Raw genomic sequence first — 14,350 nt, forward strand, 5'->3', positions numbered from 1 at the left:
CAGCACATCACCTCGGCCGGTCGAGTCGCTGGATGAGCAGGTCGGCAAGGCGGTCGCGGCCGGCCGGGGCGGCGGCGTCGGTGAGGTAGATCGCGTTCAACAACTGGTCGGTGGCGAGGAGTTCGCTGCGGGACCGCTCCAGGAAGTGGGCGATGAGATCGTCCCCGGAGCGCGCCGCCTCGTCGCCGAGGTGGGCGCGTACGAAGGTCGCGAGACGCTGGTGGTCGGGGCGTCCCAGCTCCAGATGGATGCAGCGGCGCATCAGGGGCGCCGGGAAGTCCCGTTCGCCGTTGCTGGTGAGGACCACGAACGGGAAGGACGTGCACTGCACCCGGCCGCCCCGCACCTTCACCTTGTTGCCGTCGTCGTCGAGGACCTCCGCCTCGCCGTCGGGCAGCCGATCGGCGATCCGTTCCAGTTCGGGAATGCCGAACTCGCCCTCCTCCAACACGTTGAGCAGGTCGTTGGGCAGATCGATGTCGCTCTTGTCGAGCTCGTCGATGAGCAGGACCCGGGGCCGGTCCGAGGGAAGGAGCGCGGTGCCGAGCGGCCCGAGCCGGATGTAGCTGCCCACGCCGTCGGCGGCCTCCGCACCGCCCGCGCCGGCTGCCGCGCCGTGTGCGGCGATCTGCACGTCCTGGAGCCGGGCGATGGCGTCGTAGTGGTAGAGGCCGTCCAGCAGCGTCGTCCGGCTCACGATCGGCCAGCGCAGGACCCGCCCCAGCCCCAGCTCATGGGCGACGGAGTGGGCCAGGGTGCTCTTCCCGGCGCCGGGGGTGCCGGTGACCAGCAGCGGGCGCCGCAGATAGAGCGCGGCGTTGATCATTTCGAGCTCTTCGGCGCCCGGCCGGTGGAGTTCGGCGATGTGCCGGTGGCCGCCGAGGCGGCGGTCGGCGGAACCGTCCCCGTCCGACTCGTCGGGGGCCGGGGTGCCGCGGCTCGCGAAATCACGCCAGGGCGGCGGCGGCGGCAACTGCTCGATGCCTTCGTGCGGTTCGCCGGCCCCTCGGTAGATGAGCCACTCGCTGGGTTCACTCATAACGTGTTCCTCGTCATCACTCGTCCGCCAGGGGCAGCAGTCGAACGTGGTTCACCGTAGCCATCCGGTCCACACCCCGTAAGGGGATTCACGGCGCCTGCAACAACGGGCCGGGCGGCGGCGGTTGCGGATTGCCGTAGATCAGGGCAATGCCGTCCGACCAGAACATGTCGGTACGGCCCTCGCGCACCCCTCTTCTCAGCTCATGGATCTTCTGCGGGAGCCGGTCGGCCACGCCCGCACCGTCGACCGTGTCGACGGCACGGAGGTGGAACTCCGTGCAGGACGCGGCCCGTTCGGTCCTCGGGCGCCGCCACAGGACCACGTCGAACCCGCCGTCGAGCACCCGCCCGAACCCCGCGACGCTCTGGGCGTCGGTCCGTCCGCCGTACCGGCAGAGCACCGGGACGGTCTCGTACGCCAGTCCGCGCAGCTCCGCCATCACGGGCACGGGTACCCGCATACCGTCGTCGCAGTCGACGACGGCGGCCCGCATCGGGCCGGTGTGGATGCGCTTCCAGCGCGCTTCGCGCTCCGGGAGGACGTCCTCGGACGGGGCGGAGCGCTCGTCCGAGCAGCGGATGACGACCGGCCGCTGGACTCCGAGCGGCCGGCTGTCCGCGGGCAGCTGCCACTTCTCGACCTCCAGGTCGAGCAGCGCCGGTTCCACCACGACCTGGAGGATCGCGGGGTTGTCGGGTTCGTCGCACATCCGGAACGCCTTCCCGAGGGAGGCGGCGAGCCTGGCCGGCAGTTCGTCGGCCCTGGTGCCCTGGTAGTTCTCCGTCACGGGCAGGTCGTCGGCGGACAGCCGGGCGACGACCCGCCAGTCGTAGTGGTCCGGCTGCCAGGCGCGGGGCTCCAGGTACAGCACGACGGACGACGGGGAGCGAGGCGGCCGGACCGGCTCGTCGGCCGGTTCGGGGGTTCGCAGGTGCTCGGCGCCCCGGTCGTACCGGCCCTGGTACCGGAGCCGGGCCATCTCACGGCGGAACGGCCGCCGGAGCCGGTCCTCGGCGGTCTCCTTCACCCAGTCCCACAGGGCGTCCTCGGCGAGTTTGGTGGACGGCACCACGTACGGGCGTTCGGCGGCGATGGCGCTCATGCAGTAGCGCAGGATCCGCTCCAGCGCCTCGTCGCCCGCGCGCGCGTCGTAGAGGACGCCCAGCCCGTCGCGCCAGCCGCGGGGGGCCGGGACGCCGACGGTCCGGTACCCGTGGCCCAGGCCGCCGAGGATGTCGAGAAGGCTGCGGGTACTGACCGGTGGGGGGAGTTTGGCGAGCCGCCCCAGCAGGTCGACGCGTTGCTGCGGGGTGAGCGCCGGGCCCGCCACGGAGCCCAGGTCCCGCTGGACGTCCGCCCAGGTCTCCTCGTCGTCGACGGGGTTGTTGTGGCGGTCGGCGTGGTAGCGGTCGTGGGCGTGGAACACGGCCTGGTACGGGTCGTCGGACTCGGCCGTCGCCGCCCGCTCCGGCACGGGCAGCGTGCGCAGCCGCTCCACGCCGATCGCCGTACCGCCGTTCGTATCGGTGGCGCGCGACTTGAGTACGCCGACGACCTCGCCCCGGACCAGGTCCACGACGGGTCCGCCGGACATGCCCGCGTACAGCTGGCTCGCCTCGATCAGGACCTGTTCGTCGCCGTCGGCCCAGTCGTCGACGGTGCCCACCACCCGGCACTCCCGGCCGAGCCGCTTGAGCGTGCCCGCGCCGCCGTCCGCCCAGCCCGCGAAGTAGTACGCGCCGCGGTTCATGCCCGTGGAGCGTTCGCTGAGGTACACACAGGGGTGTTCGACGGGGCGCAGCAGCTGGATGAGGGCGAGGTCGGGGGCCGGCCAGCCGCCCGTGCCGGGCCGCTCCTCGGGCAGGGCCGCCCTGACCGTGCCCCCGACCCGGACGGCGTCGCCGCCGCGGGCGGTCTTGTACACCACGTTCACCTGACGCCCCCTCCCCTCCATCGCGACATGCGCGCACGTGAGGACCCAGTTCGGGGCGATGAAGAAGCCGCTCCCCAGGAAGTCGCCGTCGGATCCTTCAGGGGCATACCCGGGCTCCGGACGATGGATGCGCACCGTCGCGTCCTTCACGAGGCTCATCAGCGCGGATTCCGCGTCGTTCGGCCCCTGCCACGCGCCCCCGCCCGGCGGGTGCGTCACGATCCGCTTCCGTCGTCCGGCCCGGTGCCGCTCGCGTGCGCCGATGCGCCGGTGGGTGCCCCGGCGGAAGGAGCGGGAGAAGCCGGAGAAGCGGAAGGAGCGGGAGAGGCGGAGGGAGCGGCCGGCTGCTGCCCCGGCGCCTGCGCGGGCACCTGTGCCGGCGGCGGTGGGTCGAGGGGCGGCCCGCCGCCGCTCCACGTCAGCGTGACCTTGATGGACCCCTTGGCCTCGCCGTCCGCGAGGAGTCCGACGACCTTGCCGGACTTCGCGGTGAGTTCGATGCCGAATTCGACGCTGACCTCGTCGGGCCGCACGGCCCGCAGCGGCTCGGCAAGCGAACGCGCGACGCTGGTCACGACCCCCTGCAGGCTCTCGACCCGGGCCTGCACCCGATCGGCGATGTTCCCGGCGCCGATGTCCGTGAACGACGGGCCCGAGCCGGGTCGCGCCAGCTCCTCCTCGGCACCGGAGATCCGCGCCCAGACCTCCGTGCCGTCGGGCATCTCAATGCGCGTAATACGGGCGTCACTGTCACCCATGAAACCCCCCGTTCCCCAACTACCCGCAGGTTAACGGCAGTACGCGCCCGATGCGAGGCACATGGACCAGGACGCGGGGGTGGTGCGGACCGGTTCTCGGCGGGCTCGCGCGGCTGCCGGGAACCGCGGCCCGGGGTCCCGCTCCCGGCCTTCGCGGGGCTGTCACCAGGCATTAGGCTGGCCGCATGTACTTCACCGACCGCGGTATCGAGGAGCTGGAGAAGCGGCGAGGCGAGGAAGAGGTCACTTTCGAGTGGCTCGCCGAGCAGCTCCGTACGTTCGTCGATCTCAATCCCGACTTCGAGGTGCCGGTCGAGCGCCTCGCGACCTGGCTGGCCCGGCTCGACGACGAGGACGAGGACGAGGACGAGTAGTCACCCAGGGCGTGTTTCAGAAGTCCCGTCCGTCCTCGGCATCCTCGGCGTCCCTGATCCGGTCGTAGGCGAGCCCGAGCGCCCCGTGCGCCAGCAGCAGCACCCCCGCGAGCGCCCATCCGCCGCCGCGGCGGCGGAGCCCCCATACGGCCAGCGGCAGTCCGGCCGCGAGCTGGGCACCGGCCAGCACCCGGGCCCTGGGGCCGCGCATCCAGGGACCGAGACGGCTGCTCTCGACCGCGTCGAGTTCGGCCCGCACCACCTCGCGCCACCCGGTCCAGACGAGCGGTTCCGCATCGGGCCGGTCGTCGGCCGCCGCGTACAACCGGTCGCCGGGGGTGTCCGGGTCCAGGCCGGGCGGAAGGACCAGCCCGATCCGGGTCAGGACGGCGAGCAGCCCGCGCAGCCGGATGCGCGCGTCGGCGTCCGGGTCCGGGCGGGTCAGCCCTTCGAGCGACTGGACGTCCGGCACGGGATCGAGGCCGAGGCGCTCGGCGAACGTACGCATGGCCTCGTCCTCGCCGGCCGGGGTGCCGTCGGCGAGCCAGACGTAGCCGACCGGACGGCGGAATCCGGACGCGAGCGTGCAGCCCGCCCGGTCGCCGTCCCACCACAGGGCAAGCACGGGCCATGTCGAGCCGACCGCGAGCGCGGTGACCCAGCCGGCCACGACCCGGTCGACCGGTTCCACGTCCGTATCACCGGCACCGGCACCGCCCTGCCAGGGCTTTCCCTCGGGTACGAGGACGGACCAGCCGTCTCCGGCGGGAGCGAGCAGCATCCGCTCGCGCAGCAGATGGGCCACCGGCCGTACGGTCTCCGGTTCGGCACGGCACAGCAGCAGCGCCCCCGCGGGGGATGTCGCGTTCATGTTCCACACGCTAGGGCAATTTGCCCATATTTGGCGCCCTTTGGTCCATCGGTGACCGCGTGACGCACCTTGACTTCACCGATCCGCGATATATCGTGTTGAGCAAGAGACGCGATATGTTGCGTCATTCCGTGCTCCCCGGGAGGTCAGATCCATGCCTGTGTCGACATGGGCCATCGCCGAGCCCCAGAAGCTGACCTTCGACGACCCCGTGACGTCACTCAGCGTGCGCATCGTCGGAGGCGCCGTCAATGTCGTCGGCACCGAGGAACCGACCGCCCGGCTGGAGATCTCCGGGATCGAGGGACCGCCGCTGATCGTGACCCAGGAGGACGGCACGCTCACGGTCGCGTACGAGGACCTGCCCTGGCAGAACTTCCTCAAGTGGTTCGACCGCAAGGGCTGGCACCGCAGCGCAGTCGTCTCGCTCGCCGTCCCGGCCGGGTCGGCGGTGGAGGTCGGCGTCGTCGGCGCGGGCGCCGTCGTGTCCGGAATCCGCGGGCGTACGGACGTCCGCGGCGTCACCGGCGACACCACGCTGGTCGGGCTCGCGGGGCCGGTCCTGGCCGAGACGGTCTCCGGCAGCGTGGAGGCCCAGTCGGTCACCGGCGAGCTCCGCTTCCATTCGGTCTCGGGCGATCTGACGGTCGTCGAGGGCGCCGGAGCCTCGGTACGGGCGGAATCGGTCAGCGGCAACATGGTGCTCGACCTGGACCCGACCGGGAAGCCCACGGACATCCGGCTGACCACCGTCTCCGGCGAGGTCGCCATCCGGCTGCCGCACCCGGCGGACGCGACGGTCGAGGCCAACACCGCGAGCGGCTCCGTCTCCAACGGGTTCGAGGACCTGCGGGTCAGCGGCCAGTGGGGGGCGAAGAAGATCACCGGCACGCTCGGCGCCGGGACCGGGCAGCTGCGGGCGACGACCGTCTCGGGATCGATCGCCCTGCTGCGCCGCCCGCCGGCCGAGGACGGTCCGCACGATGCCGAGCCGACCGGAAAGGTGCTCTGACATGCCCCCCGTATTCGCCCACGGCCGCCTCCGCCTCTACCTGCTGAAACTCCTCGACGAGGCCCCCCGCCACGGCTATGAGGTGATCCGGCTCCTGGAGGAGCGCTTCCAGGGGCTGTACGCCCCGTCGGCGGGCACGGTCTACCCGCGCCTCGCCAAACTGGAGGCCGAGGGCCTCGTCACCCATGCCACCGAGGGCGGCCGCAAGGTCTACTCGATCACCGACGCGGGCCGCGCCGAATTGGCCGGCCGTACGGGCGAACTGGCCGATCTGGAACTGGAGATCCGGGATTCGGTCTCCGAGCTGGCCGCCGAGATACGGGACGACGTACGCGGCGCCGCCGGGAAGCTGCGCAGCGAGATGCGGGCCGCGGCGGACGAGACCAGGCACACGGGTTCGGGTTCGAATTCCGGTTCCGGTTCCGGCCGCAAGGGTGACTGGGAGTCCGCCTTCGGCGACCTCGGGGACTTCGGCGACAAGGAGGCGTGGCGCGCCGCGAAGGAGGAACTGCGCAAGGCCAAGCAGGAATGGAAGGAGCAGGCCCGCCGGGCGAAGGACGAGTCCCGCCGCGCCCGCGAGGAGGCCCAGCAGGCCCGCCGCCAGGCCAAGGAGGCCCAGGACCGGGCGCGTGAGCAGATGCAGAACGCCGCCCGTCAGGTCCAGGAGCACTTCGCCCGGGGCGACTGGCCCTCGGGCGTACGGGAGGGGCTGGCCGAGATCACCGGCCAGCTGAGCGGCTTCGCCAGGTCGGGCGGCCGGCCCCCGTACGTCAAGCCGGAGCCCGCCGAACCCGACTGGGGCAAGGACACCGTCGGCACCGGGGACCCGGCCCGCGACCTGGACCGCCTGCTCGACCGTTTCCGCGACGACATCCGCGACGCGGCCCGGGACCGGGGGATCACGGAGGAGCAGTTGAAGGAGGCCCGCCACCATCTGTCGACGGCGGCGGCCCACATCGGGGCGCTGCTGCGGAAGGGCGACGGCGGGGAGAAGTGACGGGCGGGGACGGGGGCCGGTCCCGGCACGACCCGGGTGGCCCCGGCCCCGGGGCTCAGCCCGCCTTCCTGAACTGCCCCGCGTCTTCCTCCCCGTCCCCGCCCCCGTACAACGCGCGGTTCACCGTTCCGTACATCGCGCCCTGTGCGGCGAGCACGTCGGCGACCACGCCGGGGCAGGCGGTGAGCACCAGGAGAAGGTGCTCGTCGCCGATGAGACGGTCGTGGCGCCCCACCGCGATCCGCAGCGACTTCGTCAGGAACGCTGACACGGCATGGCTGTCAACCGTGATTGACGGCCATGCCGTACGAACCGCTCAGCCGCGCGCCGTCCCGGTCACCGTCACCGTGACGCGCGTCCCCTTCCGGGCCCGGACGGTCACCTCTCCCCCGCGCCTGCGGACCTCGGCGCGGCCGTCCACCGAGACCCGCCACCGCCCGGCCGTCGGCGGCAGCGAGATCTCCGTGGTGCCGCGGCGGCCCGCCGTATAAGTGAGCCGGTACACGCGGGCGTTGTCGTCGTACGTGTCGGAGTGGACGGTTCCGGCGACGGCGGGGGCGTACGGGGTGGCGGTCCGCTCCTTGTTGGCGGCGAAGTCCCCGTTCTCGTCCAGGGCGCAGTAGCCGCCGCCGTAGCACCACACCCAGCCGGCCCAGCCCGAGGTGTAGCGGTTCAGGGAGGCCATCGCATCCTGGTAGAAACGACCCATCTGGGGAAGCGTGTTGTTCAACGGGCCCCACTCGCCGACGACGACCGGAATGTGCCGCTGCTCCGGGTAGGTGGTCACGGCGGCCTCGTACGACTCGATCCAACCCGCCGACGGGTCGTAGTCGGCGCCCGCCTCCATCGCGGTGTTGTAGAAATGCGGTGCGTAGACGATCCGGTGGTCCTTGATCACGCCCAGCCCGGTGGGGACACCCTCGCCGACGGCAGGGGTGGGTTCGACGAAGAGCCAGGTGGAGCGGTCCACCGAACGAATGGCGCGGGCCAGCCTGTTGTACATCGGGGTGAGCCGGCGGGCCTCGATGCGCCGGGCGGCCGTCGGCAGGTCCTCACCCTCCTGGAGCTCCCCCATCGGCTCGTTGATCAGGTCGTAGCCGATGACGGCGGGGTGATGCGCGTAGCGGTCGGCGACGACCTTCCACATCTGCGCCTGGGCACGCTGGAGATCGGGGTCCTCGTAGAGATGGGTGAAGGCACGCTGCACAGCGGGCTCGAAGTACTCGGAGAACCAGTCGTCGGGGTGCGGGGTGAAGGGCAGACCGTCGGTACGGGTCGCCCAGGCCGGGATGCCCCGACTGCCGAACGCCGGCCCGAAGACGTCCTGGTGGGCATCGAGCACCACCCGGATGCCGTACTTCCGCGCCCAGCCCAGAATCCGGTCGATCCGGCGCAGATACGCGGTGCTGTACTGGCCCCGGCGCGGCTCCAGGTCGTCCCAGAAGATGAGGAGCCGGGCGAAGTCGAAGCCCTTGGCATGCAGATCGCGGAATTGTTTCTCGGTGATGGCGGTCAGCGCCTGGTCACCGCTGTTCGTCTTGTCCGCGAAACTCCATCCGCGCAGGGTGAGGGTGCGGCCCTCGTCGTCGGTGAGACGAGGGATGCCGGGCCGATCCGGTGGTGCGGGATGTGCGTCGGCGACAGGGGCGAGCGCCCCCGCCGCGAGCACAACCGAAGTGACGACCGAGGTGAGTACGCTGCCTGAGCCCATCCGCATCCGCATGGCGCAGATCAGAGCAGCTCACCCATCACACCTCAAGAGCAGGTGAGCACAATTTTTCCGAACTGGTCGCCCGATTCCAGCCGTTCGAACCCCTCGCGGGCCCGGTCCAGCGGCAGCACCTCGTCGATGACGGGCCGCACACCGGTGGTCGCGCAGAACGCCAGCAGGTCCTCCAGCTCGTCCTTGGAGCCCATGGTCGAGCCGACGACCTTCAGCTCCAGGAAGAAGATCCGGGTCAGCTCGGCGTGCGAGGGCCGGTCGCCGCTGGTCGCGCCGGAGATGACGAGCGTGCCGCCGGGGCGCAGCGACTTCACGGAGTGGGACCAGGTGGCCGCGCCGACCGTCTCGATGACCGCGTCGACGCGCTGCGGCAGCCGCGCGCCCGGTTCGAACGCCTCGATCGCGCCGAGTTCGACGGCGCGCTTGCGCTTGGCCTCGTCGCGGCTGGTGGCGTAGATCCGCAGCCCGGCCGCCCGGCCGAGCACGATCGCGGCGGTGGCGACGCCGCCGCCCGCGCCCTGGACGAGGACCGAGTCGCCGGGGCGCACCCCGGCGTTGGTGAAGAGCATCCGGTACGCGGTGAGCCAGGCGGTCGGCAGGCAGGCGGCCTGCTCGAAGGTGAGCTCCTTCGGCTTGGGCAGCACGTTCCAGCTGGGGACGGTGACCTGCTCGGCGAAGGTGCCCTGGTAGCGCTCGGTGAGGATGGAGCGGGGTTCCTTCGGGCCGACGCCGTGGCCGGTCTGGCCGATGACGGAGTGCAGGACGACTTCGTTGCCGTCCTCGTCGGTTCCGGCCGCGTCGCAGCCGAGGATCATCGGCAGCTTGTCCTCGGCGAGGCCGACGCCGCGCAGGGACCAGAGGTCGTGGTGGTTGAGGGAGGCGGCCCGGACGTTGACGGTGGTCCAGCCGGGGCGTGCCTCGGGGGCGGGGCGTTCACCCAGCTCAAGGCCGTTGAGGGGCTGGTCGCGGTCGATGCGGGATGCGTAGGCGGCGAACATGGCCCCGACGATAGGCCGGGCACGGGCCGGGCGTAACCGGCCGCGGGTGTGACGCGCGCCGCGCGTTCAAGCCCCTCCGGCGATTGAGGAGCGGGGGTCCGGGGGCGGAGCCCCCGGTTACCGGAAGGGGCGGGGTGGGGAACAAGCCCGCCGCAGGCGCACCCCGCACCCGGGAACCCGCACCCCACCCGCCCCATGGCTCAGCGCCGGGCCACGCCCTCCGCCCGTGCGGCGGCCGCCACCGCGGCGGTGACCGCCGGGGCCACCCGCTCGTCGAACGGCGACGGGATCACGTAGTCCGCCGCGAGCTCGTCGCCCACGACGTCGGCCAGCGCGTTCGCCGCGGCGATCTTCATGCCCTCGGTGATCCGGGAGGCCCGGACCTGGAGGGCGCCCGCGAAGATGCCGGGGAAGGCCAGCACATTGTTGATCTGGTTCGGGTAGTCGGACCGCCCGGTCGCCACGACGGCCGCGTACTTGTGCGCGATGTCGGGGTGGACCTCGGGGTTCGGGTTCGCCATGGCGAAGACGAACGCGCCGGGAGCCATCGAGGCGACGGCCGCCTCGGGGACCGTACCGCCGGAGACGCCGATGAAGACGTCCGCGCCGGCCAGCGCGCTCTCCAGCGGGCCGGAGATCCCGGCCCGGTTGGTGAGCTCGGCCAGCTCGCGCTTGACCTCGGTCAGGTCCTCGCGGTCCCGGCTCACGATGCCCTTGCGGTCGGCCACGGCGACATCGCCGAGCCCCGCCTCCAGCAGGAACTTCGCGATGGCCACCCCGGCGGCGCCGGCGCCGGAGATGACGGCGCGCAGATCGCCGAGGCTGCGGCCGGACAGCTTCGCGGCGTTCCGCAGGGCCGCGAGCGTCACGACGGCGGTGCCGTGCTGGTCGTCGTGGAAGACCGGGATGTCGAGCCGCTCCTGGAGCTTGCGCTCGATCTCGAAGCAGCGCGGCGCCGAGATGTCCTCCAGGTTCACGCCGCCGAAGGAGGGCGCGAGCCGGACGACCGTCTCGACGATCTCGTCCGCGTCGGTGGTCGCGAGCGCGATCGGCACCGCGTCGACGCCGCCGAACTGCTTGAAGAGGATCGCCTTGCCCTCCATCACCGGGAGGGAGGCCTCGGGTCCGATGTCACCGAGGCCGAGCACCGCGGTGCCGTCCGTCACGACGGCGACGACCTGCGACTTCCAGGTGTAGTCGTGGACCAGCTCGGGATTCTCCGCGATGGCGCTGCACACCTTGGCGACGCCGGGCGTGTACGCGAGGGACAGGTCGTCCTTGTCACGGATGGGAACGGTGGCCTGCACGGCCATCTTCCCCCCGCGGTGGAGAGCGAAGGCCGGATCGAACGGCTCATCGGTGGTGCTGTCAGTGGTGCTGTCGCTGCGAGGATTGACGATCTCCGCTGCCATGGCGTTGACCCCTTAAGTCTTCATCGTTTGAGGGTGGCCACTCCTGGTTGAGGAGGGGTGGGCGGGCACCGCGTACGTGCCCCGCGTCGACGGTTGGCCCGCCCCGGCAGGGGGAAATACATACGCGCGGGCGCGCCGCACACGCGCCCTGAGCCCCGGATGAGGGGTGTAAAGGTCTTTCTTACCCGAAGGACCACGTCATGGACGAGTCCAAATCGACTCGGTGACGTGACTCATAGTCGAATATCTGGACAAGTCCGCCGAGCGACGAAAGCGTCCACCAGTCGAGACGTGCCACAGATCTTCCGGCGTGAAGAGGGAAACCCCGCGGATGGTCCGGCCTCGCGTACCGGCCTTCTGAGGTTCGGGAATCGCCCGTTATCCGATTTTGATATGAGCAGCGGCAAGTTTGAGCCAGTCCGAATGGCAAGATGCCCTAATCACACAGGGGGGCGAGTCCACAGTCGTGTGTCCATACCGCCTGGTAACACCACCCTCACCTGCCGGAGGAACCTCGATCATGACCGCACGCACCACACGTCGCCCAGCCGCGAAAGCCCGGATCGCAGCGGTCGGCGCCATCGCGGTCGCCGGCACCATGCTGCTGGCCGCCTGTGGCGACCAGACCAAGAACGGGTCGACGAACAACTCGTCGGCCCCGCTCTCCGGTCTCCTGCCCAAGGAGATCAGGGACAAGGGAGTCATCAAGGTCGGTTCGGACATTGCCTATCCGCCGGTCGAGTTCAAGGACAAGTCCGGCAATACGGTCGGCATCGACCCCGACATCGCCGCCGCGATCGGCAAGCAGCTCGGCGTGACCCTCCAGTTCCAGAACGGCACGTTCGACACGCTGATCACCGGCCTGCGCTCCAAGCGCTACGACCTGGCGATGTCCTCGATGACCGACACCAAGGACCGCCAGCAGGGCGTCGACTCCGAGACGAAGAAGAAGGTCGGCGAGGGCGTCGACTTCGTCGACTACTTCACCGCAGGTGTCTCGATCTACACCCCGAAGGGCGACGACCAGGGGATCAGGACCTGGGCCGACCTCTGCGGCAAGAAGATCGCGGTCCAGCGCGGCACCGTCTCGCACAACCTCGCCAAGGCCGAGTCGAAGAAGTGCACCGGCGGCGAGAAGATCGCCATCGAGACCTTCGACAACGACCTGGAGGCCCAGACCCGGCTGCGCAGCGGTGGCGTCGACGCCGGTTCCTCCGACTTCCCGGTGGCCGCGTACGCGGTGAAGACCTCGGGCGGCGGCAAGGACTTCCAGATCGTCGGCGAGCAGGTCGAGGCCGCCCCGTACGGCATCGCCGTCGCCAAGGGCAACGACCAGCTGACCAAGGCCATTCAGGCGGCCCTGGAGGCGATCATCAAGAACGGCGAGTACAACAAGATCATCTCCAAGTGGGGTGTGGAGGCCGGCGCGGTCACCGAGGCCGAGCTGAACGGCGGATCCTGAGCAGGCACCGGCGCTGAAAGGTTCTTCCTGTGACTGACATCGAGAAGACGTGGCCGGCCGACCAGCCGCCCATACCCTCCGCCCCACCATCCGGCCCCGAGGCGATCAGGGCCATTCCGGTCCGGCACTACGGCCGGTACGTCTCGGCGGTCGTCGCGATCGGGGCACTCGCCGCGATCGTCTACGCCTTCAGCCAAGGCAAGATCAACTGGGGTGCGGTCCCCGACTACTTCTTCGACCACCGCATCCTCAAGGGCGTCAGCCAGACCCTGCTGCTGACCGCGCTGTCCATGGTCATCGGCATCGTCGGCGGCATCCTGCTGGCCGTGATGCGGCTGTCCAGGAACCCGGTGACCTCGTCGATCGCCTGGTTCTACATCTGGTTCTTCCGCGGCACCCCGGTCCTGGTCCAGCTGTTCGTCTGGTTCAACCTGGGCCTGGTCTTCGAGTACATCGACCTCATGCCGATCTACAAGGACTACTGGTCGAGCTTCATGACGCCGCTGCTGACGGCGCTGCTCGGCCTGGGTCTCAACGAGGCCGCGTACATGGCCGAGATCTGCCGCGCGGGTCTGCTCTCGGTCGACGAGGGCCAGGCGGAGGCGTCGCACGCGCTGGGCATGAGCCACGGCAAGACCCTGCGCCGCGTCGTGATCCCGCAGGCCATGCGGGTGATCGTGCCGCCCACGGGCAACGAAGTGATCAACATGCTCAAGACCACGTCGCTGGTGGCGGCCGTGCAGTTCTACGAGCTGTTCAAGTACGCCCAGGACATCGGGCAGGCGTCCGGAGCCCCGGTCGAGATGTACTTCCTGGCCGCGGCCTGGTATCTGATCATGACCTCGGTGCTGAGCATCGGCCAGTACTACCTGGAGCGGTACTACGCGCGGGGTTCGAGCCGCAGCCTGCCGCCCACCCCGTTCCAGAAGGTCAGGGCCAATCTCCTGTCCCTGGGCCGCCCGAAGGGAGGCATGGCATGACCACCATGGTGAAGGCCGAGGGCGTCCACAAGTCCTTCGGCGCCGCGCACATCCTCAAGGGCATCGACCTGGAGGTCGCGCCGCAGGAGGTCTTCTGTCTGATCGGCCCGTCCGGTTCCGGCAAGTCGACGTTCCTCCGGTGCATCAACCACCTGGAGCAGATCAACGCCGGCCGGCTGTACGTCGACGGCGAGCTGGTGGGCCACCGCCAGAAGGGCGACAAGCTCTACGAGCTCAAGGACAGCGAGGTCGCGCTGAAGCGCCGGGACATCGGCATGGTCTTCCAGCGCTTCAACCTCTTCCCGCACATGACGGCGATCGAGAACGTCATGGAGGCCCCCGTCCAGGTCAAGCGCGAGTCCAGGGCCGTCGCGAGGGCGCGGGCCGAACGGCTGCTGGACCGGGTCGGCCTCGGCGACAAGGCGAAGAACTACCCCTCCCAGCTCTCCGGCGGACAGCAGCAGCGGGTGGCCATCGCCCGCGCCCTGGCCATGGAGCCGAAGCTGATGCTCTTCGACGAGCCGACGTCGGCGCTCGACCCGGAGCTGGTGGGCGATGTCCTGGACGTCATGCGCGGCCTCGCGGAGGACGGCATGACGATGATCGTCGTGACCCATGAGATGGGCTTCGCCCGCGAGGTCGGCGACGCGCTGGTCTTCATGGACGACGGTGTGGTGGTCGAGTCGGGCCACCCGCGCGACGTGCTGACCAACCCGCAGCACGACCGGACGAAGTCGTTCCTGTCGAAGGTGCTGTAGGAGAACAGGGAGAGGGCGGTACGACCCCGA

General features: G+C 70.6%; 14 protein-coding genes. 6 read left to right on the plus strand and 8 right to left on the minus strand.

Annotation, left to right across the window (positions count from 1 at the left end):
* Nucleotides 1–7: 7 nt before the first annotated feature.
* The 3 genes from OG520_RS13055 to OG520_RS13065 all read right to left on the minus strand — a co-directional run bounded on the left by OG520_RS13055 (nt 8) and on the right by OG520_RS13065 (nt 3,733).
* The gene (locus OG520_RS13055) at nt 8–1,039 is read right to left on the minus strand and encodes an AAA family ATPase (RefSeq protein ID WP_399328930.1); all 1,032 of its coding nucleotides are present in this window, start codon (nt 1,037–1,039) and stop codon (nt 8–10) included.
* An 88-nt stretch (nt 1,040–1,127) separates the two neighbouring features.
* The gene (locus OG520_RS13060; RefSeq protein WP_406013285.1) at nt 1,128–3,194 is read right to left on the minus strand and encodes a trypsin-like peptidase domain-containing protein; all 2,067 of its coding nucleotides are present in this window, start codon (nt 3,192–3,194) and stop codon (nt 1,128–1,130) included.
* The gene (locus OG520_RS13065; protein ID WP_399328928.1) at nt 3,191–3,733 is read right to left on the minus strand and encodes a CU044_2847 family protein; all 543 of its coding nucleotides are present in this window, start codon (nt 3,731–3,733) and stop codon (nt 3,191–3,193) included. Before OG520_RS13065 ends, OG520_RS13060 begins: the two co-directional genes overlap by 4 nt.
* Before the next feature lie 185 nt (nt 3,734–3,918).
* Between OG520_RS13065 and OG520_RS13070 the strand changes: the two genes are divergently transcribed.
* On the plus strand, nt 3,919–4,107 hold the full coding sequence (locus OG520_RS13070; RefSeq protein ID WP_136236161.1) for a DUF6104 family protein: 189 nt from the start codon (nt 3,919–3,921) through the stop codon (nt 4,105–4,107).
* Nucleotides 4,108–4,123: 16 nt separating this feature from the next.
* Here the strand turns inward: OG520_RS13070 and OG520_RS13075 are convergent, their stop codons facing one another.
* Nucleotides 4,124–4,978 (minus strand): hypothetical protein, encoded by an 855-nt coding sequence (locus tag OG520_RS13075; protein ID WP_406013286.1) that lies wholly within the window; start codon nt 4,976–4,978, stop codon nt 4,124–4,126.
* Nucleotides 4,979–5,132: 154 nt separating this feature from the next.
* Between OG520_RS13075 and OG520_RS13080 the strand changes: the two genes are divergently transcribed.
* Nucleotides 5,133–5,990, plus strand: coding sequence for a DUF4097 family beta strand repeat-containing protein (locus tag OG520_RS13080; protein ID WP_399328926.1), 858 nt, complete (start codon nt 5,133–5,135; stop codon nt 5,988–5,990).
* A 1-nt stretch (nt 5,991) separates the two neighbouring features.
* Complete coding sequence (locus OG520_RS13085) at nt 5,992–6,987, plus strand: helix-turn-helix transcriptional regulator (RefSeq protein WP_406013287.1); 996 nt, start codon at nt 5,992–5,994, stop codon at nt 6,985–6,987.
* A 55-nt stretch (nt 6,988–7,042) separates the two neighbouring features.
* Here OG520_RS13085 and OG520_RS13090 read toward each other — a convergent pair whose 3' ends face one another.
* The 4 genes from OG520_RS13090 to OG520_RS13105 all read right to left on the minus strand — a co-directional run bounded on the left by OG520_RS13090 (nt 7,043) and on the right by OG520_RS13105 (nt 11,120).
* Nucleotides 7,043–7,258, minus strand: a complete 216-nt coding sequence (locus OG520_RS13090; RefSeq protein WP_406013288.1) for a Clp protease N-terminal domain-containing protein — start codon at nt 7,256–7,258, stop codon at nt 7,043–7,045.
* Nucleotides 7,259–7,303: 45 nt separating this feature from the next.
* Entirely contained in the window at nt 7,304–8,710 is a 1,407-nt protein-coding gene (locus OG520_RS13095; RefSeq protein WP_406013289.1) for a cellulase family glycosylhydrolase, read from the minus strand.
* A gap of 32 nt (nt 8,711–8,742) precedes the next feature.
* A complete protein-coding gene (locus tag OG520_RS13100; protein ID WP_385329421.1) occupies nt 8,743–9,708 on the minus strand; it encodes a zinc-binding dehydrogenase in 966 nt (321 codons plus the stop codon).
* A gap of 200 nt (nt 9,709–9,908) precedes the next feature.
* Entirely contained in the window at nt 9,909–11,120 is a 1,212-nt protein-coding gene (locus tag OG520_RS13105) for an NADP-dependent malic enzyme (protein WP_385329419.1), read from the minus strand.
* A gap of 520 nt (nt 11,121–11,640) precedes the next feature.
* On the opposite strand from OG520_RS13105, the gene OG520_RS13110 reads away from it, so the two are divergent.
* The 3 genes from OG520_RS13110 to OG520_RS13120 are packed head-to-tail and all read left to right on the plus strand — an operon-like array spanning nt 11,641 to nt 14,320.
* Nucleotides 11,641–12,582 (plus strand): ABC transporter substrate-binding protein, encoded by a 942-nt coding sequence (locus tag OG520_RS13110; protein ID WP_406013290.1) that lies wholly within the window; start codon nt 11,641–11,643, stop codon nt 12,580–12,582.
* A 29-nt stretch (nt 12,583–12,611) separates the two neighbouring features.
* Nucleotides 12,612–13,562 carry an amino acid ABC transporter permease gene (locus tag OG520_RS13115; RefSeq protein ID WP_406013291.1) on the plus strand — a complete coding sequence of 317 codons (951 nt, stop codon included), beginning with the start codon at nt 12,612–12,614 and terminating at the stop codon, nt 13,560–13,562.
* Complete coding sequence (locus tag OG520_RS13120; protein WP_406013292.1) at nt 13,559–14,320, plus strand: amino acid ABC transporter ATP-binding protein; 762 nt, start codon at nt 13,559–13,561, stop codon at nt 14,318–14,320. Before OG520_RS13115 ends, OG520_RS13120 begins: the two co-directional genes overlap by 4 nt.
* Nucleotides 14,321–14,350 lie beyond the last annotated feature (30 nt).

It is taken from the genome of Streptomyces sp. NBC_00984, assembly GCF_045162475.1.
GTDB lineage: Bacteria > Actinomycetota > Actinomycetes > Streptomycetales > Streptomycetaceae > Streptomyces.